The organism is Pseudarthrobacter sp. B907, assembly GCF_040137805.1.
In the GTDB taxonomy this organism is placed as follows: Bacteria; Actinomycetota; Actinomycetes; order Actinomycetales; family Micrococcaceae; genus Arthrobacter.
In genome coordinates this window covers 62,482-84,070 of record NZ_JBEEQE010000011.1, presented here as the reverse complement: position 1 = coordinate 84,070, position 21,589 = coordinate 62,482, and the positions used below count along the sequence as shown (strand labels likewise).

General features: G+C 68.9%; 20 protein-coding genes. 14 read left to right on the top strand and 6 right to left on the bottom strand.

What is annotated here, in order from left to right; translation table 11 throughout:
- A complete protein-coding gene (panC, locus tag ABLI39_RS11260; protein WP_349413507.1) occupies positions 1-888 on the top strand; it encodes a pantoate--beta-alanine ligase in 888 nt (295 codons plus the stop codon).
- A 544-nt stretch (positions 889-1,432) separates the two neighbouring features.
- Positions 1,433-2,938 (top strand): MDR family MFS transporter, encoded by a 1,506-nt coding sequence (locus tag ABLI39_RS11255; protein ID WP_349413505.1) that lies wholly within the window; start codon positions 1,433-1,435, stop codon positions 2,936-2,938.
- Between the two features lie 26 nt (positions 2,939-2,964).
- Here ABLI39_RS11255 and ABLI39_RS11250 read toward each other — a convergent pair whose 3' ends face one another.
- From ABLI39_RS11250 to ABLI39_RS11240, 3 genes are read right to left on the bottom strand one after another with little or no spacing between them, the layout of a single operon-like run.
- Positions 2,965-3,798, bottom strand: coding sequence for an alpha/beta fold hydrolase (locus tag ABLI39_RS11250; protein WP_349413504.1), 834 nt, complete (start codon positions 3,796-3,798; stop codon positions 2,965-2,967).
- 51 nt (positions 3,799-3,849) lie between these two features.
- A complete protein-coding gene (locus ABLI39_RS11245; RefSeq protein ID WP_349413503.1) occupies positions 3,850-4,473 on the bottom strand; it encodes a thymidine kinase in 624 nt (207 codons plus the stop codon).
- Between the two features lie 45 nt (positions 4,474-4,518).
- Positions 4,519-5,448, bottom strand: coding sequence for an alpha/beta fold hydrolase (locus tag ABLI39_RS11240; RefSeq protein WP_349413502.1), 930 nt, complete (start codon positions 5,446-5,448; stop codon positions 4,519-4,521).
- 77 nt (positions 5,449-5,525) lie between these two features.
- On the opposite strand from ABLI39_RS11240, the gene lysS reads away from it, so the two are divergent.
- The 4 genes from lysS to ABLI39_RS11220 all read left to right on the top strand — a co-directional run bounded on the left by lysS (position 5,526) and on the right by ABLI39_RS11220 (position 10,564).
- Positions 5,526-7,049: a lysine--tRNA ligase gene (lysS, locus tag ABLI39_RS11235; RefSeq protein WP_349413501.1), complete on the top strand. Its 1,524-nt coding sequence runs from the start codon at positions 5,526-5,528 to the stop codon at positions 7,047-7,049.
- 2 nt (positions 7,050-7,051) lie between these two features.
- Complete coding sequence (locus tag ABLI39_RS11230) at positions 7,052-7,240, top strand: hypothetical protein (protein ID WP_349413500.1); 189 nt, start codon at positions 7,052-7,054, stop codon at positions 7,238-7,240.
- Positions 7,241-7,378: 138 nt separating this feature from the next.
- Positions 7,379-7,705, top strand: coding sequence for a histone-like nucleoid-structuring protein Lsr2 (locus ABLI39_RS11225; protein ID WP_349413499.1), 327 nt, complete (start codon positions 7,379-7,381; stop codon positions 7,703-7,705).
- A gap of 366 nt (positions 7,706-8,071) precedes the next feature.
- Complete coding sequence (locus ABLI39_RS11220) at positions 8,072-10,564, top strand: ATP-dependent Clp protease ATP-binding subunit (protein ID WP_349413498.1); 2,493 nt, start codon at positions 8,072-8,074, stop codon at positions 10,562-10,564.
- A 94-nt stretch (positions 10,565-10,658) separates the two neighbouring features.
- On the opposite strand, the gene ABLI39_RS11215 is transcribed toward ABLI39_RS11220, so the two are convergent.
- On the bottom strand, positions 10,659-11,105 hold the full coding sequence (locus tag ABLI39_RS11215) for a QcrA and Rieske domain-containing protein (RefSeq protein ID WP_349413496.1): 447 nt from the start codon (positions 11,103-11,105) through the stop codon (positions 10,659-10,661).
- Between the two features lie 125 nt (positions 11,106-11,230).
- Between ABLI39_RS11215 and ABLI39_RS11210 the strand changes: the two genes are divergently transcribed.
- The 6 genes from ABLI39_RS11210 to dhaM all read left to right on the top strand — a co-directional run bounded on the left by ABLI39_RS11210 (position 11,231) and on the right by dhaM (position 16,643).
- Positions 11,231-13,399, top strand: a complete 2,169-nt coding sequence (locus tag ABLI39_RS11210; protein ID WP_349413495.1) for a S9 family peptidase — start codon at positions 11,231-11,233, stop codon at positions 13,397-13,399.
- 55 nt (positions 13,400-13,454) lie between these two features.
- Positions 13,455-13,964 carry an amino-acid N-acetyltransferase gene (locus ABLI39_RS11205; RefSeq protein ID WP_349413494.1) on the top strand — a complete coding sequence of 170 codons (510 nt, stop codon included), beginning with the start codon at positions 13,455-13,457 and terminating at the stop codon, positions 13,962-13,964.
- 142 nt (positions 13,965-14,106) lie between these two features.
- Positions 14,107-14,247, top strand: coding sequence for a hypothetical protein (locus ABLI39_RS11200; protein WP_349413493.1), 141 nt, complete (start codon positions 14,107-14,109; stop codon positions 14,245-14,247).
- 94 nt (positions 14,248-14,341) lie between these two features.
- Complete coding sequence (gene dhaK, locus ABLI39_RS11195; RefSeq protein WP_349413492.1) at positions 14,342-15,343, top strand: dihydroxyacetone kinase subunit DhaK; 1,002 nt, start codon at positions 14,342-14,344, stop codon at positions 15,341-15,343.
- 2 nt (positions 15,344-15,345) lie between these two features.
- Positions 15,346-15,972, top strand: a complete 627-nt coding sequence (gene dhaL / locus ABLI39_RS11190; protein ID WP_349413491.1) for a dihydroxyacetone kinase subunit DhaL — start codon at positions 15,346-15,348, stop codon at positions 15,970-15,972.
- Positions 15,969-16,643 (top strand): dihydroxyacetone kinase phosphoryl donor subunit DhaM, encoded by a 675-nt coding sequence (gene dhaM, locus ABLI39_RS11185; RefSeq protein WP_349413490.1) that lies wholly within the window; start codon positions 15,969-15,971, stop codon positions 16,641-16,643. Before dhaL ends, dhaM begins: the two co-directional genes overlap by 4 nt.
- 29 nt (positions 16,644-16,672) lie before the next feature.
- Here the strand turns inward: dhaM and ABLI39_RS11180 are convergent, their stop codons facing one another.
- A complete protein-coding gene (locus tag ABLI39_RS11180; protein ID WP_349413489.1) occupies positions 16,673-17,491 on the bottom strand; it encodes an iron-sulfur binding domain-containing protein in 819 nt (272 codons plus the stop codon).
- Positions 17,492-17,746: 255 nt separating this feature from the next.
- On the opposite strand from ABLI39_RS11180, the gene ABLI39_RS11175 reads away from it, so the two are divergent.
- Positions 17,747-18,436, top strand: coding sequence for a superantigen-like protein SSL4 (locus ABLI39_RS11175; RefSeq protein WP_349413488.1), 690 nt, complete (start codon positions 17,747-17,749; stop codon positions 18,434-18,436).
- A gap of 77 nt (positions 18,437-18,513) precedes the next feature.
- Here ABLI39_RS11175 and disA read toward each other — a convergent pair whose 3' ends face one another.
- A complete protein-coding gene (gene disA / locus ABLI39_RS11170) occupies positions 18,514-19,590 on the bottom strand; it encodes a DNA integrity scanning diadenylate cyclase DisA (RefSeq protein WP_138767775.1) in 1,077 nt (358 codons plus the stop codon).
- Positions 19,591-19,921: 331 nt separating this feature from the next.
- On the opposite strand from disA, the gene ABLI39_RS11165 reads away from it, so the two are divergent.
- A complete protein-coding gene (locus tag ABLI39_RS11165; RefSeq protein WP_349413487.1) occupies positions 19,922-21,535 on the top strand; it encodes a peptide chain release factor 3 in 1,614 nt (537 codons plus the stop codon).
- Positions 21,536-21,589: the final 54 nt, after the last annotated feature.

The window sequence follows — 21,589 nt, the reverse complement described above, 5'->3', positions numbered from 1 at the left end:
ATGGCCATCCGGCTTGTAACCACGGCGGCGGAGCTCCGCAAGGAGAGCGCACGCCTGCTCACCGAAAAGGGCGGCACGTCGCAGGGGCTGGTGCCCACCATGGGCGCCCTGCACGAGGGTCACGCCCGGCTGGCGCGCACCGCCGTCGAGCAGAACGACGTTGTGGTGGCCAGTATCTTCGTCAACCCGCTGCAGTTCGGCGAGGCCGTGGACCTCGACCGCTACCCGCGCACCCTCGAGGCGGACCTGGCCCTGCTCGACGCCGAAGGGGTCGACCTGGCCTTCGCACCGTCGGTGGAGGAGGTTTACCCCGGCGGGGAACCGATGGTGCGGATCACCTCCGGCGTGCTTGCGGAAAAATGGGAGGGTGCCTCCCGGCCCGGGCACTTCGACGGTGCCCTGACGGTGGTTGCGAAGCTGCTGCACTACGGGCTTCCCGGCGCAGGCCAGGCCGCCTACCGCGCCTATTTCGGCCAGAAGGACGCCCAGCAGCTGGCCTTGGTCCAGCGGATGGTCGCGGACCTGAACTTCCCGGTGGAGATCGTGCCGGTGCCGATCGTGCGGTCCCCGGACGGGCTGGCGCTCTCCAGCCGCAACCGGTTCCTCTCGGCCGCCGAACGTGAGGCCGCCCTCGTGCTGTCCCGGGCGCTGCGGCTGGTCGAGGAGCGGGCCAACGCCCACGAGCCGCTCGACCTGGATTCGGCCCGGGCGCTCGTGGAGTCCCAGCCGCTCGTGGCGCTGGACTATTTCGACGTCGTGGATCCGCGCACCCTCGAGCCCCTCGCCGAGAACTGCCGGGAAACCCCGTTCCGCGGCGAGGGCCTGGTGCTGATCGCGGCGAAAGTCGGCCCGGTGCGGCTGATCGACAACGTCCCGCTGAACTCCTGACCTCCTCCGGCACGGACTGACCCTCCCGCAGTTCTGGCGGGCGGGGAAGGAACCCTCCCGCAGTTTTGGCGGGCAGGGAAGGAACCCTCCCGCAGTTCTGGCGGGCGGGGAAGGAACCCTACCGCAGCTGAGGGGTGCGACGACGGAGCGTGCGTCGGGAGGGTGCCGGATGTGCGGGAGCGTGCGTCGGGAGGGTGCAGGCTGTGCGGGAGCGTGCGTCGGGAGGGTGCAGGCTGTGCGGGAGCGTGCGTCGGGAGGGTGCAGGCTGTGCGGGAGCGTGCGTCGGGAGGGTGCAGGCTGTGCGGGAGCGTGCGTCGGGAGGGTGCAGGCTGTGCGGGAGCGTGCGTCGGGAGGGGGCCGGATGTGCGGGAGCGTGCGTCGGGTTGGTGCCGGATGTGCGGGAGCGTGCGACGGGATGGTGCCGGATCTGCGGGAGCGTTCGCTGAATGCCGGAAAGCGGGAATTACCGGCGCGAACGGCTGGTTGGAAATCGTAGTGGCGACGATGCGCGCCGAATCCACTTCAACTCCCTGAGGGAATCCCCATGCCAGCAGGTGCCCCTTCCAACGTCCAAGCCAGCGTGGCGCCGCCGACCCGGACCGACGACGACGCCGTCCCGGCGACGGCGCAGCGCGGGGGCACCGAGGAAACCGGGCCGGAGAAGCTGTCCCGGGAGTCCGTGACCATCATCGCGACCCTGCTGGTGGCCACCTTTGTGGTGATCCTGAACGAGACCATCATGAACGTGGCCCTGCAGCGGCTGATGGTGGATCTGCGGGTCGACGCGCCCACCGTCCAGTGGCTGTCCACCGGTTTTATGCTGACCATGGCGGTGGTCATTCCCACCACCGGGTTCATCCTGCAACGGCTCTCCACCAGGGCGGTCTTTATGCTGGCCATGGGGCTGTTCTCCGGGGGGACCCTGCTGGCGGCCCTGGCGCCGGGCTTCGAGGTCCTGCTGCTGGCCCGGATCATCCAGGCCGGCGGCACCGCCATCATGCTGCCGCTGCTGATGACCACCATCCTCACCCTGGTCCCGGTGTCACGCCGCGGCGCCGTGATGGGCAACGTGAGCATCGCGATCTCCGTGGCGCCGGCTATGGGCCCCACGGTCTCCGGGCTGATCCTGCAGCACTTCTCCTGGCGGTTTATGTTCGTCTTCGTCCTGCCGATCGCCCTGCTGGCGTTCGGCATCGGCGCCAGGTTCCTGCGGAACATCGGCGAAAACGAAAAGACCCGGCTCGACGCGCTCTCCGTGGTGCTGACGGTGCCCGCGTTCGGCGGCGTCGTCTACGGCCTGAGCCAGATCGGCGGCGGCAAGGGAGGGCCCTCGGCCGCCGCGGTGGCGGCGCTCGCCGTCGGCGTCGTGGCCCTGCTGGCCTTTGTCCTGCGCCAGCTCCGGCTGCAGAAGTCCAACGAACCGCTCCTGGACCTGCGCGCCTTCAACTTCCGGATGTTCACCGTCTCCGTGCTGCTCCTCGTGGTGGCGATGATTGCATTGTTCGGCGCGGTCATCCTGCTGCCCCTGTACCTGCAGGAAATCCGCGGCCTCAAGTCGCTGGAAACCGGGCTCGCACTGCTGCCGGGCGGGCTCGCGATGGGCCTGCTTGGCCCGTTCATCGGCCGGCTCTTCGACAAGGTCGGCCCGCTTCCCCTGACCGTCACGGGCTCGGCCCTGATGGTGCTCTCGCTCTGGCAGTTCTCCGGGCTGGACGCCCAGACGCCGGTGGCCTGGATCATTGCCCTGCACGTGACGCTGAGCCTGGGCCTGGCGCTGCTGTTTACCCCTGCCTTCACCACCGGGCTGAACCCGCTGCCCCCGCACCTGTACTCCCACGGCTCCGCCATCATGAGCACGCTGCAGCAGGTCGCAGGCGCGGCCGGAACCGCGCTGCTGGTCTCGATCTTTGCGGTCGTCTCGGCCGGCTCCGGGGTCGTCGCCGGCATGCATGCCGCGTTCCTGACAGCGGCCGCGATAGCGCTCGCCGCCGTCGTACTGTCCGTACTAATGCGCAAGACGGAGGGTGCCGGCGGCCCCGCAGCCCACTGACCCGGCCGGCCCAGGGCCGGAGAGGCTTAGCCTGCGAAGAACTCGCTGAGTTCGGCGATGAGCTTGTCCGGCGCCTTGTTGACGCCGTCGTGGCCCATGCCCGGCAGGATCGTGTAACTGGAGCCGGAGAGCACGTCGTGGATCTGCCCGCAGGCCACGCCGAAGTACGCGGGGCTCTTCTCGCCCACGATGATCAGCGTCTCCAGCGGCAGCTCCAGGAACGGCTCGGCCGGCATGTCCGCGGCAATGATCGCCTTGATCTCGCGGACCCCGGTCTGCATGAGCTCCCGCAGCTGCTTGCCAACGGGCGTGCCGGCGGTGAGCTTGTTCGCCAGCGTCAGCATGGACAGCGGCATCCGGGACAGGGCACTGCCGGTCTCCAGGCCGCGGACCAGCACGGCGAGGGCGCGGTCGTCGTCGCCCGCCGCGGTCAGCCGCTCGTACTCGGGGGTCCAGTCCGCCGTGACGCTGTGGTTCACCGAGACCGCCGGGTCGTACACGGCGAGGCGCTCCACCGGCAGGGTGCGCGCGGCGTGCAAGGCCACCGCGCCGCCGAAGCTGTGGCCGAAGACGTCGGTGCTCGCGGTGTGCTTCATCACGGCATCCAGGTCGTGGATGTCCACGTCCAGCGTGTAATCCTCCGGCTGCGGCGAGGACGAGCCGCGGCCGCGCCGGTTGAAGGTGTGGACCGGACGGCCGAGGGCGGCGCTGAGCTTCTGCGCAAAACGGGTGTAGTCAGCGGCCGTCACCATCGAGGCCGGCACAACGACGACGCCGGAACCCGCCGAGGCGAGGTCCGCGCCCGTGCTGAAAAGCTCGAGGGTGCCGCCGTCGGGGGTTCTGATGTTCTCGCGGGTCATGCTCCGAGCCTAGCCGAGGCGCCCGGTTCCGCGCAGCAGGGGTGGCCCCGGCTAGCCCAGCCTGCCGCCGGAGATTTCGAGATAGCAGGAGCCGCACAGCGATTCGTACCAGGCGTCCTGCCCGTCGATCGCCACCTGGTCGCCGTCGAACACCACCTCGTCGCCGATCCGGCGGGTGTTGAAGATGGCCTTGCGGCCGCAGCGGCAGATGGTCTTGAGCTCCTCCAGGGTGTGCGCGATCTCCAGGAGCCGGAGCGATCCCGGGAAGGCGCGCGTCCGGAAATCGGTGCGGATGCCGTAGGCCAGCACGGGGACGTTGTCCAGCACGGCGATGCGGAAGAGGTCGTCCACCTGCTCGGGCTCGAGGAACTGGGCCTCGTCTACCAGCAGGCAGGCCACGGGTGGCGTGTCCACGTGCTGGAGCAGGGCGTCCGGGTCGTCGCCGTGGGCGTGCGCGGAAAACAGTTCCCGGACGGAGGCCCCGGCGGGGACCAGGAAATCCACCGAGCGCGTCATCCCCAGCCGGGACACGACGTCGGCGTCGCCCTTGGTGTCCACGTCCGGCTTGGCGAGCACAACCCTTTGGCCCCGCTCCTCGTAGTTGAACGCGGCCTGCAGCAGGCCCGTCGACTTGCCTGAGTTCATCGCGCCGTAACGGAAGTAGAGCTTGGCCAAGGGGTTCCTTTCGACATAGGTCGCCCCCGATTCTAGTGCCAGACCTCAGCGGCCCAGCCGCAGCCGGCGCCGGAATCCCAGCCGCGCCGGAGTGCCGGAGCCGAGCAGGAACCTGGCCGCCATCAGGGACAGCCGGCGGTTGCCGGGCCGGATTGGACCTTCATGTAGCTGGCCCGGCACCACGGCGAACTCGATCGACGGGACTGCTGCCGCGAGCTGCCGCCCGGTTTCGGCGAAGTAGTCCGGGCTCCAGCCGCCGGTGAGCATCAGCGTGGGTGTGGTGACGGCGGCGAAGTCGGCGAGCTCTGCGTCGGCGGCCAGCACGGCGCGCATTTCCGCGACGGCCGTGGGCAGCAGCTCCCGCATCTGAGCGCCCACGGTGGTCCGGGCCGAGAGGATACTGAGCATACGCAGGGCGCCGAGCGGCAGTTTCGACACCGGGCCCGCGGTCTCCAGCCCCTGGACCAGGTGCGCCCACGCCGCGTCCAGCTCGCCGGCCGCCACCGAACGCTCCAGTTCGGGCCGCCAGCGGCTGGCGAGGTTCCCGGCGAGCGACACGGCGGCGTCGTACGTCACCAGGCGCCGGATCGGCACACTGCGGGCCGCCTGCAGCGCCACGAACCCGCCGTAGCTGTGCGCGAAGACGTCCGTGGAGCCGGTCTCGCGCAGCACCGCCGCCAGGTCGTCCACCTCGGTCCCCGCCGAGTAGTCCGCGGGCTGCGGCGAGGACCCGGCCCGGCCCCGCCGGTTGTAGCAGTGCACCGGGCGGCCCAGCAGCCGCGCCAGGCTCCGGGCGAACGGGCGGTACAGGGCGGCGGTGATCAAGGTCCCGTGCACCACGACGACGCCGGCCCCTGCCGCCGGTTCCGGCGCGGCTTCGGACGGCGCTTCCGGCGTTGCTCCCGGCGCGGGCCGGAACGTGTTCAGCTCGAGGTGCCCCTCGCCGCCGTCGGTCCGAATCGTCCACGTCTCCATAGCTGTGAGTGTATTCCCGGTCTATTCCCGCCCCTCCCGCACCGGCCGGTCCCGAATGCCCGGTAAACTTAGGGATTGTGACTTCCCAAAACACCCCTGACCCGAACGAGCACTCCGACGCCAGCGAACAGACCCTGGTCCGTATGGAGAAGCGCGCCAAGTTGATCGAACGCGGCATCGAGGCATATCCGGTGGGGGTCGAGCGGACGCATTCGCTGACTGAGATCCGCGAAAAGTACGCCCACCTCGTGGCCGACGAGACCACCGGCGACGTCGTCGGCGTGACCGGCCGCATCGTCTTCATCCGCAACACCGGCAAGTTGTGCTTCGCCACCCTGCAGGAGGGCGGTGTGGACGGCACAGCCGTCCGGCTGCAGGTCATGCTCAGCCTCGCCAACATCGGCGAGGAAGCGCTCGCGGACTGGAAGTCCCTCGTGGATCTCGGCGACCACGTTTTCATCAAGGGCGAGGTCATCTCCTCACGCCGCGGCGAGCTCTCCGTGATGGCCGAGTCCTGGTCGATGGCGTCCAAGGCGCTGCGGCCGCTGCCGGTGCTGCACGCTGAACTCAACGAGGAAACCCGCGTCCGCCAGCGCTACGTGGACCTCATTGTCCGCGACGAGGCCCGCGAAATGGTCTACACCCGGGCCGCGATCACCCGCTCCATCCGCGAAACCCTGCACCGCCAGGGCTACGTCGAGGTCGAGACCCCCATGCTCCAGCTGGTGCACGGCGGCGCCACCGCCCGCCCGTTCGAGACGCACATGAACGCCTTCGACCAGAAGATGACGCTGCGCATCGCCACCGAGCTGTACCTCAAGCGCACCGTCGTCGGCGGGATCGACCGGGTTTACGACATGGGCCGCGTGTTCCGCAACGAGGGCGTCGACTCCACGCACAGCCCAGAGTTCACCACCCTGGAGTCCTACGAAGCCTGGGCCGACCAGTTCGTGATGGCCGACCGGATCAAGGAGATCATCCTCGACGCCGCCGACGCCGCCGGTGTGGGCCGCGTGCTGCAGACCGAGGCCGGCGAGATCAACCTCGACGGCGACTGGGCCTGGATGGCCGTGTACCCGGGCCTCTCCGACTTCGTGGGCCAGGACATCACCCCGGAGACCCCCGTCGCGGAACTGCTGGCCCTCGCCGCCAAGCACGAGGTCAAGGTCGACGCCGGCTGGGACGCCGAGAAGCTTGTGGTCGAGCTCTTCGGCGAGCTGGTCGAACCCACGCTGCTCAACCCCACCTTCGTCTACGACTACCCGCCCTCCGCGCAGCCGCTGGCGCGCCACCACCGCGAGGACAACCGGCTGATCGAGGCGTGGGATCTGATCATCGGCGGGATGGAGCGCGGCACCGCCTTCTCCGAGCTGATTGACCCGGTCATCCAGCGCGACCGGCTCACCGAGCAGTCCCGCCGGTCCGCCGCCGGCGACGTCGAAGCGATGCAGCTGGACGAGGACTTCCTTCGCGCGCTCGAATACGGCGCCCCGCCGATGGGCGGGATCGGCCTCGGCATCGACCGGCTGGTCATGCTCTTCACCGGCGCCGGCATCCGCGAGACCATCCTCTTCCCGCTGCTCAAGCCCGAGGGCCACTGAGCATGGAGTACATTGCCGTCCTGCTCCCATCCGTTGTGGTCGGACTCATTTTCTGGTTCGCCATGAAGTCGATCTTCAACGCTGACAAGTCCGAACGCCAGGCTGAAGCGCGCGCCCAGGCGGAGGCGGCGGCCCGCGGGCAGGAACAGAATCCCGCTCCGGAAAACGGGCATTCCCCCGAACAGCGCTAAAACTGGCAGTTATTCCTTCCTGTGGATTTTCTTTGGACGGGATTTTTCCGCTTTGACTCGCGGCCATAAAAGGATAGATACTTTTTACAGATACATCCTGCTTTTCTAAATACTCGTCCTTTTGAAAAGAGAGTCTTTATGGCACAGAAAGTTAAAATCATCCTCGTTGATGATCTGGATGGGGGATCCGCGGACGAAACTGTCCGGTTTGGCCTGGACGGCGTCAGTTATGAAATTGACCTGTCGTCCGGCAATGCGTCTGAACTCCGCTCGGCACTCGAGCGGTACGTAGGCCATGCACGTAAAACATCAAGCGGCCGGGCAACCCGGACTAAAGTAACGAGCGGCCGCAATCAGGACTCGGCGCAGATCCGGCAGTGGGCCCGGGACAACGGCTATGCGGTAAACAGCCGCGGCCGTATCCAGGCTGAAATTCAGGAAGCGTACCAAAAGGCCAATTCCTAGCTTTCCGCCCGTACTCGGCCTGCACCCGGCTTGCTGGTGCATTTTCCAGTGACAAAGCCCCTGCCTTCCGGCGGGGGCTTTGTCATGTGCGCCGGCCGGTTGTGGCGGCGCCGTCGCGTTCCCGCCCGGTTACCGGCTGGGAATGCCGCCATTAGCCGGGGACACGCCGTGCCGTGCGGGTTTCGGCCGCAGTAACCGGGCGGGAGCGCAGCCACTCCCGGGCCCGAGTGCGGGCACCGGGCGGCCGCCTTCGTCCACGGATGCGACGCCACCGGCCCGTCCCGGTTTCCCCCGTGGCGAACAAGCCACAAATCTCGAACTCCGCCACGTAGCATCAAAGTACGTCGTAGCTAGGAGTGTGGCGAAATGTTTGAGCGATTTACGGACCGTGCCCGTCGCGTAGTTGTGCTTGCCCAAGAAGAGGCACGCATGCTGAACCACAATTACATCGGCACCGAACACATCCTCTTGGGCCTGATCCATGAGGGTGAAGGTGTTGCCGCCAAAGCCCTCGAATCCCTGAGCATCTCGCTCGACGGAGTGCGCGAGCAGGTACAGGAGATCATCGGCCAGGGCCAACAGGCCCCGTCCGGCCACATCCCTTTCACCCCGCGCGCCAAGAAGGTGCTGGAGCTCTCGCTGCGCGAGGCCCTGCAGCTGGGCCACAACTACATCGGCACCGAGCACATCCTGCTCGGTCTCATCCGCGAGGGTGAAGGTGTGGCTGCCCAGGTGCTGGTCAAGCTCGGGGCGGACCTGAACCGCGTCCGCCAGCAGGTCATCCAGCTGCTCTCCGGCTACCAGGGCAAGGAAACCACCGGTGCAGGCGTTGGCCCCGGCCAGGCCGAAGGCACCCCCGCCGGCTCGGTCGTCCTCGACCAGTTCGGCCGGAACCTGACCCAGGCCGCGCGGGAAAACAAGCTGGACCCCGTGATCGGCCGCGAGCAGGAAATGGAACGCGTTATGCAGGTCCTTTCCCGCCGCACCAAGAACAACCCGGTGCTGATCGGTGAGCCCGGCGTCGGCAAGACCGCCGTCGTCGAGGGCCTGGCCCAGGCGATCGTGCGCGGCGACGTGCCGGAGACCATCAAGGACAAGCAGCTGTACACGCTGGACCTCGGGTCCCTCGTGGCCGGCTCGCGCTACCGGGGTGACTTCGAAGAGCGCCTGAAGAAGGTCCTCAAGGAAATCCGCACCCGCGGCGACATCATCCTCTTCATCGACGAGATCCACACCCTGGTGGGTGCCGGCGCGGCCGAGGGTGCCATCGACGCGGCCTCGATCCTGAAGCCCATGCTGGCCCGCGGCGAGCTCCAGACCATCGGTGCCACCACGCTGGACGAGTACCGCAAACACATCGAAAAGGACGCCGCGCTGGAGCGCCGCTTCCAGCCGATCCAGGTCAAGGAACCCTCCGTCGCCGACGCGATCGAGATCCTCAAGGGCCTGCGTGACCGCTACGAGGCGCACCACCGCGTCACCATCACCGACGGCGCCCTCGCCTCGGCGGCCAGCCTCTCCGAACGCTACATCTCGGACCGCTTCCTGCCGGACAAAGCGATCGACCTGATCGACGAGGCCGGCGCCCGGCTGCGCATCCGCCGGATGACCGCCCCGCCGGAGCTCAAGGTCATGGACGAGAAGATCTCGGCCATGAAGCTGGAGAAGGAGTCCGCGATCGACGCGCAGGACTTCGAAGGCGCCGCCTCGCTGCGCGACAAGGAGCAGAAGCTCATTGCCGAACGCGCCGAGAAGGAACGCCAGTGGAAGACCGGCGGCATGGACGACATCTCCGAGGTGGATGAGGATCTCATCGCCGAGGTGCTGGCGAACTCCACCGGCATCCCGGTCTTCAAGCTGACCGAGGAAGAGTCCTCGCGCCTGCTGAAGATGGAAGACGAACTGCACAAGCGTGTGGTCGGCCAGAACGAGGCCATCAAGGCCCTGTCCCAGGCGATCCGCCGCACCCGCGCAGGCCTGAAGGACCCGAAGCGTCCGGGCGGCTCGTTCATCTTCGCCGGCCCCACCGGCGTCGGCAAGACCGAGCTGGCCAAGGCCCTCGCGGAGTTCCTCTTCGGCGAGGAAGACGCGCTGATCACCCTGGACATGTCCGAGTACTCGGAGAAGCACACCGTCTCGCGGCTCTTCGGTGCCCCTCCGGGCTACGTGGGCTACGAGGAGGGCGGCCAGCTGACCGAGAAGGTCCGCCGTCGTCCATTCTCCGTGGTCCTGTTCGACGAGGTGGAGAAGGCCCACGCCGACCTTTTCAACTCGCTGCTGCAGATCCTGGAAGACGGCCGCCTGACCGACTCCCAGGGCCGCGTGGTGGACTTCAAGAACACCGTGATCATCATGACCACGAACCTCGGCACCCGGGACATCTCCAAGAGCGTTGCCACCGGTTTCCAGTCCGGCACGGACACGCAGACCGGCTACAACCGGATGCGCGCCCGGGTCACGGAGGAGCTCAAGCAGCACTTCCGCCCCGAGTTCCTGAACCGTGTTGACGACGTTGTGGTGTTCCCGCAGCTGACCCAGGACGAGATCATCGAGATCGTCGACCTGTTCGTCACCCGCCTCGAGAAGCGACTCAAGGACAAGGACATGGGCATCGAGCTCACGCCCGCGGCCAAGGTGCTCCTGGCGACCCGCGGCTACGACCCCGCGATGGGCGCCCGGCCGCTGCGCCGCACGATCCAGCGCGAGATCGAGGACCAGCTCTCCGAAAAGATCCTCTTCGGCGAACTGCACTCCGGCGACATCGTGGTGGTGGATGTGGAGGGCGAAGGCGACAACGCGAAGTTCACCTTCGCCGGCAACGCCAAGCCGCGCATCCCGGAGATCGCTCCGAGCGTCTAGGCGCCAGGCAGGTACAACGCCAAAGAAAGGCCCCGGCCGCTTCCCTCAAGGAGGCGGCCGGGGTTTTTTGCTGCGCTCACACTGTGGCGGGGCGTCAGGCGCTGACGGTGATCCATTCGCCGTCGAGCGCGGCCGTCAGCCTGGCCAGCGGCGAGCGGGCAGGACCATTGACCACGCTGCCGTCGGCGCCCTTGAACGAGGAACCGTGGCAGGGGCAGGCGAAGTCCGCCCCGGCAGGCGCCACCGGGCAGCCGGCATGGGTGCAGGTCGCGTCGTACGCCAGGACGGTCTTCTCATCCGGCCGGAAGATCACCACCGTCTTGCCGTTCACCTTCCCGGTGGCCGTGCCGCCCACCGAGACGTCGCTGAGCTTGCCGACCCTGACGGCGGTGCCGGCCGGTACCGCGGGCTCCGCCGCCGCAGTGGAGGCCGCGGTGCCGGTGCCGGGGCCGGCGCAGGCGGAGAGGGCGAGGGCGCCGCCGCCCAGGGCGCCGGCACCGAGCAGAAGGGAGCGTCGGGGGAGGGGCGTTTCAGGATTCATGGACCCATCATGCCAACTGACTCTGGACGTCCGCCGTGTTTTCCGGACAAGGAGATCTGAAAGCAGTGTTTCACTCAGAGTGAACGGGGTGTGATCCGCGGCATAGTGGGTGTTGAATCGGGGGCATGGCTTCTACCGATCCCCGCACCCTGGGCGAACACCCCGAGACCCCGTTCCACGACCTGGACCACTACCTCGCCATCCCGAAGGTCAGCGGCCTGGCCCTGAGCCCCGACGGCAAACGGCTCGTCACCACCGTGGCCACGCTCAACGACAAGGGCACCGAATACCGCACCGCGCTGTGGGAACTGGATCCGGAGGGCAACAAGCAGGCCCGGCGGATCACCCGCAGCGCCAAGGGCGAGGCCGGGGCCGTGTTCGCCGCCGACGGCAAGCTCTACTTCACCTCCGCCCGCCCGGATCCCGAAAACCCGGACACCGAGCCGGTCAGCGCACTGTGGGTCCTGCCGGCCGACGGCGGGGAGGCCCGCGTGGCGCTCTCCCGCGCCGGCGGCGTCAGCGGGCTCCTGGCGGCCAGGGACGCCGATGCCCTGTTCGTGACGGCATCCGTGCTCGCCGGCTCCACGGACGAGGACAACGACGAGGACCGCCGCAAGGTGCGCCAGGACAACAAGGTGGCCGCGATCCTGCACAGCGGCTATCCGGTGCGCTACTGGGACGCGGACCTGGGGCCCGCGCAGCCCCGGCTGTTCGCCGTCGAACCCGGCGCAGAGCCGGAGCCGGGCAAGCCGGTGACGATCGATGCCGCCCCGCCGGTCCGCCTGCGCAACCTGACCCCCGACGCCGGAAACGGGCTGCGCGAGGCCGACACGGTCGCCAGCCCGGACGGCAAGACCCTCTTCAGCAGTTTCACCAAACCGCTCGCCAACGCCGACTCCCGCACCGTGCTGGTGGCCGTCGACGTCGCCAGCGGCACCCGGCGGGTCCTGCTCGACACCGAGGGCATGAGCTACTTCCCGGGACCGGTCAGCCCCGACGGCCGCACCCTGGTGGTGCTCAGCGAGACCGACACCACCCCGGAGCAGGCTCCGCGGGTCGCGCTGCACCTCCTGGACGTCTCGGGCGACGGCGCCGAGTCTGACTCCGGCGCCGAGTCTGACTCCGACTCCAGCGACGGCAGCGGCGCCGGCCTGACGCCGCTCGCCTCCGGCTGGGACCGCTGGCCGCGCCCCGCGGCCTGGCTGCCGGACGGCTCGGCCGTGCTCGTGACCGCTGACGAGGACGGGGCCTCCCCGGTGTTCCGGATCGCCGTGACCGGCCCCACCGGCCGGGACGCTGAGCCGGTCCGGCTGACGCGCGACAGTGCCGCCTACACCGACGTCGCCGTCACCCCGGACGGCCGCAGCGCCTTTGCGCTGCGGAGCTCCTACGAGTTCCCGGCGGAAGCCGTGCGGATCGACCTGTCCAGCGGCGAGGTCACCCGCCTTCCCGCCCCCGCCGAACGTCCCGCCTACCGCGGCGTGCTCGAGCGGGTGGAGGCGACCTCGGCGGGCGGCGACCGGGTGCCCGGATACCTGGCGCTGCCCGAGGGCGCCTCGGCCGGGAACCCGGCGCCGCTGCTGCTCTGGATCCACGGCGGACCGCTGGGCTCGTGGAATGCCTGGACCTGGCGCTGGAATCCGTGGCTGCTCGTGGCCAGGGGCTACGCGGTGCTGCTCCCGGACCCGGCGCTTTCGACCGGCTACGGACAGGAGCACATCCAGCGCGGCTGGGGCGAGTGGGGCAACGCCCCCTTCCTGGACCTGATGGCGATCACCGACGCCGTGGTGCGCCGCCCGGACATCGACGAGACACGCACTGCGGCCATGGGCGGCTCCTTCGGCGGCTACATGGCCAACTGGGTCGCGGGCCACACAGACCGGTTCAAGGCGATCGTCACCCACGCCAGCCTCTGGGCCCTGGACCAGTTCGGCCCGACGACGGACTCCGCGCAGTACTGGCTCAAGGAGATGACGGCCGAGATGGCCGCGGAGAACTCCCCGCACCTGCACGTGGAGAACATCCGCACCCCCATGCTGGTTATCCACGGCGACAAGGACTACCGGGTGCCGATCGGCGAGGGGCTGCGGCTCTGGTACGAACTGCTCTCCAAGTCCGCACTGGCGGCCGACGAAAACGGTGAGACCGACCACCGGTTCCTCTACTTCCCGGACGAGAACCACTGGATCCTGCAGCCGCAGCACGCCAAGGTCTGGTACGGCGTCGTCGAGCACTTCCTCGCCAGGCACCTGCTGGACAAGGACCTCCCCGTCCCGGACGAGCTCGGCCTCTGATCCGCGCGGGGCCGGCCGGAGGAGCGCCACCGGCCCCTCGCCGTAGGATTGGGCTGTGACTGAGACGATCCGCATCCGCCCTGCCCGCACGTCCGACGTCGCCGCCATCAAGACCCTCGTGGCACCCCTGGCCGACCAGCGGATCCTCATGGCCAAGGAGACTGTGGCCTACTACGAAAGCCTCCAGGAGTTCCGGATCGCCGAAGCGGCCGACGGCGAGGTGATCGGCTGCGGGGCGCTGCACGTGATGTGGGAGGACCTGGCCGAGGTGCGCACCCTGGCCACCTCGGACGCCTGGCGCGGCAAGGGTGTGGGGCACCTCCTGGTGGAGCGCCTGCTCGAGGACGCGAGGGCGCTGGGCATCTCCCGGGTGTTCTGCCTGACCTTCGAGGTGGAGTTCTTCAAAAAGCACGGCTTCGACGTGATGGCGGACCAGACGGCGGTGGACCCGGTGGTGTACTCGGAACTGTTGCGCTCGCATGACGAGGGCGTCGCCGAATTCCTGGACCTGGCGCGGGTCAAGCCGAACACGTTGGGCAACACCCGGATGATCCGGACGCTGTAGGCCGCCGCTGTCCGGGGCGAGGGGTCTTCCGCTAAATCAACTTGGTGGATAAACTGATCCCGGCCCGATGGGGCGGGCCGCCAGCTTCCGGAGGCAGAAATTGCAGAATCGCGTGATCTTTCCAGATTTCTCCGCATTCCAAATGACAGTCGACGCCGTTCCGCTGCCGCCGGACCCGTCCGGCGGGGAGGGCGCCGGTCCCGCGTACCGGCCGCGCCGCCAGGACGCGCTCGGCGCCGACGCGTGGCCCGGTTTCACCCCCGAGGCAGCGCCCCGTACCTGACTCCGGTTCTGGTTGATTCCGGAGCCTACCGCTGGCCGGGCCCCGGTAGTAGGGTCTAAGCAAGCAGCCAGGACACCATCCAGGGAGCACAGCCATGAAGAAACTCATCAATGATCCCAAAGCCGTGGTCGACGAGTCAGTGGAAGGGTTCGGGCTGGCCCATGCCGACCTGGTGACCGTCCACCCGGATCCCAAATTCATCGTCCGCAAGGACGCCCCGGTGGCGGGCAAGGTCGGCCTCGTCTCCGGCGGCGGCAGCGGCCACGAGCCCCTGCACGGCGGCTACGTCGGAATGGGCATGCTCGACGCCGCGGTGCCCGGCGCGGTCTTCACCTCGCCCACCCCGGACCAGATCCTGCCGGCCACCCTCGCGGTGAACTCCGGCGCCGGCGTCGTGCACATCGTGAAGAATTACACCGGCGACGTGCTGAATTTCGAGACCGCCGCGGAGCTGGCGCAGGCCGAAGGGGTGGAGGTGCGCACGGTGCTGGTCAACGACGACGTCGCTGTGCAGGACTCGCTTTACACGGCGGGGCGCCGCGGTGTGGGCGGCACCGTCCTCGTCGAGAAGATCGCCGGCGCGGCGGCCGAACGCGGCGACAGCCTCGACGCGGTCGCAGCCATCGGCGACCGGGTCAACCAGAACGTGCGAAGCATGGGCGTCGCCCTGAGCGCCTGCACCGTCCCGCACGCCGGGGTGCCCAGCTTCGAGCTCGAGGAAAACGAAATCGAGATCGGCATCGGCATCCACGGCGAGCCCGGCCGGCACAAAATTCCCATGGAGGCCGCGGACGGCATCACCGACCGCCTGCTGGACCCGGTGGTCAGCGACCTCGGCCTCAACTCCGGCGACAAGGTGCTGCTGTTCGTCAACGGCATGGGCGGCACCCCGGCGAGCGAGCTGTACATCGTCTACCGCCGGGCCGCGCAGCGACTCGCGGACCAGGGCGTCACCGTGGCGCGCTCGCTGGTGGGCAACTACATCACCTCCCTGGAGATGCAGGGCTGCTCAATCACCGTCCTGCGCCTCGACGATGAGATGACCGGGCTCTGGGACGCGCCCGTCCACACGCCCGCCCTTCGCTGGGGCGTCTGAACGTGGGGCTGGACGTCAACTGGGCCGTGCGCTGGCTGACCCTGTCCGCGGAGGCCATGGCCGAGCACCGGGTTGAACTCATCGAACTGGACCGCCCCATCGGGGACTCCGACCACGGCGAAAACATGGACCGCGGCTTCAAGGCCGTCATGGACAAGCTCGCCGAAACCCCGCCCGAAACGGCCGGGGCGGCGCTGAAACTGACCGCCATGACCCTGATGTCGAAGGTGGGCGGGGCGGCCGGCCCGCTGTACGGAACGGCCTTCCTGCGCGCCGCCACCGCCCTCGGGGACGCCGAAGACATCGACGCCGGCATGCTGGCCGCGGCCCTGCAGGCGGCCCGCGACGGCATCGTGGCCCGCGGCAAGGCCGAGTCCGGCGACAAGACGATGGTGGATGCCTGGACCCCGGCCGTCGACGCGTCAGCCGCCGCAGCCGGCGACGGCGACGTGCACAAGGTCCTGGCCGCCGCGGCCGAAGCTGCCGAAGCCGGAGCCGTGTCCACCGATCCGATGCTGGCCCGTAAGGGACGCGCCAGCTATTTGGGGGAGCGCAGCATCGGCCACCGGGATCCGGGGGCGGTCTCTAGTGCCCTGATCCTGCGCGCCGCGTCGGGGGCCGCCGGATGACCGTCCGGCTCGTCGTCGTCTCGCACAGTGAAAAGATTGCCGACGGCGCCGTCGAACTCGCCGCTCAAATGGCGCCGGACGTCCTTATCCTCGCCGCGGGCGGCACCGACGACGGCCGGATCGGAACCAGCCTGGAGAAGGTCATGGCCGCGCTGGAGCGGGCCGCCGGCGGGGGCGGCGTTGTGGTGCTGACTGACCTTGGGTCCGCCGTTATGACGGCCGAGTCTGCGGTGGAGTTCGCCGCGGAACCGGAGTCCATCCACCTCGCCGACGCCCCGCTGATCGAAGGCCTGGTCGCCGCCGCGGTCTCGGCCCAGGCCGGGGCGGACGCCGAGACCGTGAAGGAGGCGGCCGAAGCCGTTTACCGGCCGCCGGCCCACCCGCACGGGCCCGAGCACGAACACCAGCAGCCGCCGGACGCCCAGGGCGACTTCGAACTCGTCAACCAGGCCGGGATGCACGCCCGCCCGGCGGCGAAAATTGCCGGCGGCCTGGCCGGAATGGACGCCGATGTCACCGTCAACGGCGTGGACGGCGCGTCCATGACCGAGCTCATGATGCTCGGTGCCGTCAAGGGGACCGTGCTGCACGTCGAGGCCAGCGGCCCGGACGCGGGCAGGGCCGTGGACTATCTGGGATCCCTGATCCAGTCCGGCTTCGGGGAACCCTAGCCCGGCGCGGAAGGCTCAGCCCGGACGGGTCAGCCGGGAAGCCGCAGGCCGCCGTCGTGAAGTTCGGCCAGGCCATCGCTGAGCAGCCCGGTCACCGCGCGTTCCAGCTGCTCCGGCGCCGAGTTGAGCCGATGCAGCGCCGCGAGCGGAACACCGATCCCGTCCGCTTCGAAGCCCAGATCCACCGGGGCGCGTTCCAGCAGATCGCGGGCCACCGGAAATTCGGCCACACGCAGGACGGCGAGCACGGCTCCGCGCACCTGCCGGTCCGTCCCGTGCCAGGCCTGCCCCTTGGGCGTGTAGCTGGGCGGCGGTTCGCCGGCGGCGAGCCACGCGCAGGCGTCACGGACCGGGCATTCACCGCATTTCGGCGCCCGGGCGGTGCACACCAGCGCCCCTAGTTCCATCACGGCGGCGTTCCACCGCACCGATGCGCCGTCGTCGTCGGGCAGCAGTTGTGCTGCCAGCTTCATCTCGCCGGCCGTCAGGGCGGGCGCCGGCAACGCGGCTCCGGTGACGAGACGGGCATGGACCCGGCGGATGTTGGTGTCCACCACCGTCTCCCTGCGGCCGAACGCAAACGCGGCGACGGCGGCCGCCGTGTAGGCCCCGACGCCGGGGAGCTCCAGCAGCTCCGGGTAGCGGCCCGGGACCTTGCCTCCATGGTTGTCCACGATCGCGACGGCGGCCGCGTGCAGCCGCAACGCCCGGCGCGGATATCCCAGCCGGCCCCAGGACCGGACAGCCTCGCCGGCGGCCTCCCGGGCCAGGTCGGCCGGAGCCGGCCAGCGCCTGAGCCATTCCGTCCAGACCGGCAGGACCCGGACCACGGGTGTCTGCTGAAGCATGATCTCGCTGACCAGCACACCCCAGGCGGAGCAGTCCGCCGCCCGCCATGGAAGGTCGCGGGCGCTGTCCTCGAACCAGTCCGCGACGGCGGCGTGCAGGCGGGCAAGGGCAACGGCTGGAACGGCCGGGGCGGCCGGCAGGGCGGGGGAATGGGCTAAGGCTTTGATCGGTCCAGCTTAATAGAGATGCGGGCCATAGTGCCGCCAGCGGCGTGGTTGGCAGGCAGAACCCGCCGCGTTCTCTAGCCTAGAAGAATGGTCAGGCAAGGCAACTCAGGCACGCACGGTTCGGGACCGAAGGCGTCGGCCAGGGCACAGACCACCGGAAACCCTGCACGGAAGCCGGTCAGCCCCGTCTACCGCCGCCGCCGACTGTTCGTCGGGGCCATCCTGCTGCTGGTACTCGCCCTCGCCGTGGGCGGTTTTGTGGCCATCTCCAACGCCCTCAACGGTGCCGCGCCGGCGGCTACGGCCAGCGGAACCCCGCAGCAGGAACAGCCGGGCAGCACCCCGCCGCCCAGCCCGCAGCAGACCGCCGCGGCCTCGCCCAGCCCGAGCACGGGCTGTGACGACAGGCTGCTCACCGTCGCCGCGGCCACCGACAAGGCCGCCTACGGGCCGGGGGAGAAGCCGCTGCTGACCCTGAAGGTCACTAACGGCAACCGGGTCCCGTGCGAGGTCAACATCGGGACGTCGCAGATGGAGTACGTGGTCACCAGCGGCTCAGACCGGATCTTCTCCTCCAAGGACTGCCAGATCGAGAGCAGCGACGTGGTCAAGACGATCGCCCCCGGCCAGAGCGAGACGGCGAACTTCCCGTGGGCCCGCAACCGCTCGGTGGAGGGCTGCACCGCAGTGGCGGCCCAGCCCGCGGCGGGCACCTACGTGTTCACTGCCCGGCTGGGCAACAAGACCAGTCCGAAGGCCGTCTTCCAGCTCGGCTGAACCTCAACGATTGCTCCGCAACGGCCCTTTCCGGGCCCAAAAGGGCCGTTACGGAGCAATCGACGGGACTCAGGTGCCTAGAGGAACCGGTCCAGCAGGCTCGCCTCGGCCATCCGGCTCAGGCCCTCGCGGACGGTCCGGGCACGCTGGTCGCCGATGCCGTCCACGGTCATCAGGTCATCGATTGTGGCGGCCATCAGGAACTGCAGCCCGCCAAAGTGGTCCACCAGGCGGTCGGCGACAGCCTTGGGCACCGCCTTCAGCCCGGACAGCAGGCGGTAGCCGCGCGGCTGCACGACGGCGTCGAGGTTCGCCTCGCCGCCGGCGAAGCCGACGATCCCGGCGATTTTGCCGAGGTCGATCAGCTCGGTGGGGCCCAGGTTCACGAGGGCCTTGACGGCCTTCTCGATGTCCTCGGCCGAGGCGTGCGGGCCGGAGTAGTCGCGGATGATCACGTCGCTGCCGGGCCCGCGGCCCACCGTCAGCTCGTCCAGCTGGAGCGAGAGCAGCCGGCCGTCCTCGCCGAGTTCCAGCACGTATTGGGAGATCTCCTCGGAGATGCGCCGAACCATCTCCTGGCGCTGCAGGGTCACGGCGACGTCGCGCACCGTCACCATGGCCTCGATTTCCAGGGCGGACAGCGAGCTGGTCACCTGGTCGAGGCGCGAACGGTAGCGCTCCAGGGTTGCCAGGGCCTGGTTGGCGCGTGCCAGGACCTTCTCGGAGCCTTCCAGGACGTGGCGCAGGCCGTTGACGTACAGCGCGATGATCTGCATTGACTGGCTCACCGAGATGACCGGAACGCCGGTCTGGATGGCAACCCGTTCGGCGGTCCGGTGCCGGGTGCCCGATTCCTGGGTCTCGATGCTGGAGTCCGGCACCAGCTGGACCGCCGCGCGCAGGATGTTGCTCGCGTCCTTGTCGCAGACTATGGCGCCGTCCATTTTGGCCAGTTCGCGCAGCCGTGTGGGGGAGAAGTCGATCCCGATTTCGAAGCCGCCGGAACAGATGGATTCGATGGTCCGGTCGATGCCCAGCACAATCAGGGCGCCGGTCCGTCCGCGCAGGATGCGTTCGAGCCCGTCCCGCAGGGCCGTCCCCGGTGCCACCCTGGCCAGAGTCGCCTTGAGTGCATCTTCGGGGCTCCGAGCCATAGGTTTTCCCTTCAAAGGTGCGGTCCGCTGCCCGCAAGTGCGCCGGTTTTCGTCGGTTTTCCAACGTTTTCCGGCAAGAACAAAGTGCCCGGTTTCCCGTAAGCACCATCATAGGGGTACCGGAGGGCTGTTTCCGTACGGACAAGCCTCAAAGTGGCCCATTCCGGCCCGCACGTGAGGCCCCCAAGGATGGCCAAAGCTGTGTTGGCGGTGAAGCGCATTTTTGGCCCGCCGCCCGGGCGCGCCCCCGCCTGCGATAAACTTGAAGCCTTGGGTGTACCGCGGGCTCTCCGCGCCGTGACCCGTCCACAGCCGCAGCGAAAGTAGCACCGTGTCTCAAGAAGTCCACAGCCCCGCCCGAGTCCAGGAGATTCACAAGCAGGCAGCCCGGCGCCGGACCTTCGCAGTCATTTCGCACCCCGACGCCGGCAAGTCCACGCTGACCGAGGCGCTCGCCCTGCATGCGAAGGTGATCGGCACCGCCGGTGCCTCCAGCGGCAAGGCCAACCGCAAGGAAACCGTCTCCGACTGGATGCAGATGGAAAAGGACCGCGGCATCTCCATCAGCTCCGCGGCTCTGCAGTTCGCCTACCGCGACACCGTCATCAACCTCCTCGACACCCCCGGCCACGCGGACTTCTCCGAGGACACCTACCGGGTGCTCGCCGCCGTCGACTGCGCCGTGATGCTCGTGGACGCCGCCAAGGGCCTGGAAACCCAGACCATGAAGCTTTTCGAGGTCTGCAAGCAGCGCAACCTGCCCATCATCACCGTGATCAACAAGTGGGACCGGCCGGGCCTGGATGCCCTCGCGCTCATGGATGAGATCACCGAACGCACCGGCCTGCAGCCCATGCCGCTGACCTGGGCGGTGGGGATCTCCGGCGACTTCCGCGGTGTCTGGGACCTGCGCAACGACCGCTTCGCCCGGTTCCAGCGCAACAACGCCGGCGCCAACATCGCCCTCACCGAGTACTTCACCCCGGAGCAGGCCGCCGCCAGCCAGGGCGGGGACTGGTCCAACGCCGTTGACGAGGCCGGTCTTGTGATCGAATCCAACCTCGCGTTCGACGTCGACGCCTTCCACGCCGGCAAGGCGACGCCGATCCTGTTCAGCTCTGCCGCGCTGAACTTCGGCGTGAAGGAAATCCTCGACGCCCTGGTGGACTTCGCGCCGCCCGCCGCCCCCAGGCCCGACGTCGAGGGCGACCCGCGGCCCGTTGACGCCCCGTTCGCCGGGTTCGTCTTCAAGGTCCAGGCCGGCATGAACAAGGCCCACCGCGACCACGTCGCGTTCATCCGGGTCTGCTCCGGCGTCTTCGAACGCGGCATGGTGGTCACCCAGGGCCGGACCGGGAAGTCCTTCGCCACGAAGTACGCCCAGCAGGTCTTCGGCCGCGAACGCGAGGTGATCGACGAGGCCTTCCCAGGCGACGTTGTTGGCCTGGTGAACGCCTCCTCGCTGCGTGTCGGGGACAGCCTGTTCCTGGAGAAGCCGGTGGAGTTCCCCGCCATCCCGCTGTTCGCCCCCGAGCATTTCCAGGTGGCACGCTCCAAGGACCCCAGCCGCTTCAAGCAGTTCCGCCGCGGCATCGAACAGCTCGAACACGAGGGCGTCATCCAGGTGCTCCGCTCCGACATCCGCGGCGACCAGGCACCCGTGCTGGCCGCCGTCGGCCCGATGCAGTTCGAGGTGGTCGAGGACCGGATGGCGCACGACTTCAGCGCCCCGATGCGGCTCGAGCGGCTGCCGTACTCACTGGCCCGGATCACGACGGCGGACGCCATGCCGGCCCTGGCGAACGTGCCGGGCGCAGAGGTGCTGCTGCGCTCCGACGGGGAGTACCTGGCACTGTTCAACGACGTATGGGCGCTGCGCCGGATCGAGAAGAACCACCCGGACCTCACGCTTGTGCCGATCGGCACCCACAACCCCGCAAAGTAGCCGCCGGACAGCCGTCCGGACCACCAATGGGCGCCCCGCCGGGGCGCCCCGAAT

What these genes read in the sequence shown, in the direction of transcription:
- panC (WP_349413507.1), top strand. Translation starts at nt 1, where the DNA reads ATGGCCATCCGGCTTGTAACCACGGCGGCGGAGCTCCGCAAGGAGAGC.
- ABLI39_RS11255 (WP_349413505.1), top strand. Translation starts at nt 1,433, where the DNA reads ATGCCAGCAGGTGCCCCTTCCAACGTCCAAGCCAGCGTGGCGCCGCCG.
- ABLI39_RS11250 (WP_349413504.1), bottom strand. Translation starts at nt 3,798, where the DNA reads ATGACCCGCGAGAACATCAGAACCCCCGACGGCGGCACCCTCGAGCTT.
- ABLI39_RS11240 (WP_349413502.1), bottom strand. Translation starts at nt 5,448, where the DNA reads ATGGAGACGTGGACGATTCGGACCGACGGCGGCGAGGGGCACCTCGAG.
- ABLI39_RS11230 (WP_349413500.1), top strand. Translation starts at nt 7,052, where the DNA reads ATGGAGTACATTGCCGTCCTGCTCCCATCCGTTGTGGTCGGACTCATT.
- ABLI39_RS11225 (WP_349413499.1), top strand. Translation starts at nt 7,379, where the DNA reads ATGGCACAGAAAGTTAAAATCATCCTCGTTGATGATCTGGATGGGGGA.
- ABLI39_RS11220 (WP_349413498.1), top strand. Translation starts at nt 8,072, where the DNA reads ATGTTTGAGCGATTTACGGACCGTGCCCGTCGCGTAGTTGTGCTTGCC.
- ABLI39_RS11215 (WP_349413496.1), bottom strand. Translation starts at nt 11,105, where the DNA reads ATGAATCCTGAAACGCCCCTCCCCCGACGCTCCCTTCTGCTCGGTGCC.
- ABLI39_RS11210 (WP_349413495.1), top strand. Translation starts at nt 11,231, where the DNA reads ATGGCTTCTACCGATCCCCGCACCCTGGGCGAACACCCCGAGACCCCG.
- ABLI39_RS11200 (WP_349413493.1), top strand. Translation starts at nt 14,107, where the DNA reads ATGACAGTCGACGCCGTTCCGCTGCCGCCGGACCCGTCCGGCGGGGAG.
- dhaK (WP_349413492.1), top strand. Translation starts at nt 14,342, where the DNA reads ATGAAGAAACTCATCAATGATCCCAAAGCCGTGGTCGACGAGTCAGTG.
- dhaM (WP_349413490.1), top strand. Translation starts at nt 15,969, where the DNA reads ATGACCGTCCGGCTCGTCGTCGTCTCGCACAGTGAAAAGATTGCCGAC.
- ABLI39_RS11180 (WP_349413489.1), bottom strand. Translation starts at nt 17,491, where the DNA reads ATGCTTCAGCAGACACCCGTGGTCCGGGTCCTGCCGGTCTGGACGGAA.
- ABLI39_RS11175 (WP_349413488.1), top strand. Translation starts at nt 17,747, where the DNA reads ATGGTCAGGCAAGGCAACTCAGGCACGCACGGTTCGGGACCGAAGGCG.
- disA (WP_138767775.1), bottom strand. Translation starts at nt 19,590, where the DNA reads ATGGCTCGGAGCCCCGAAGATGCACTCAAGGCGACTCTGGCCAGGGTG.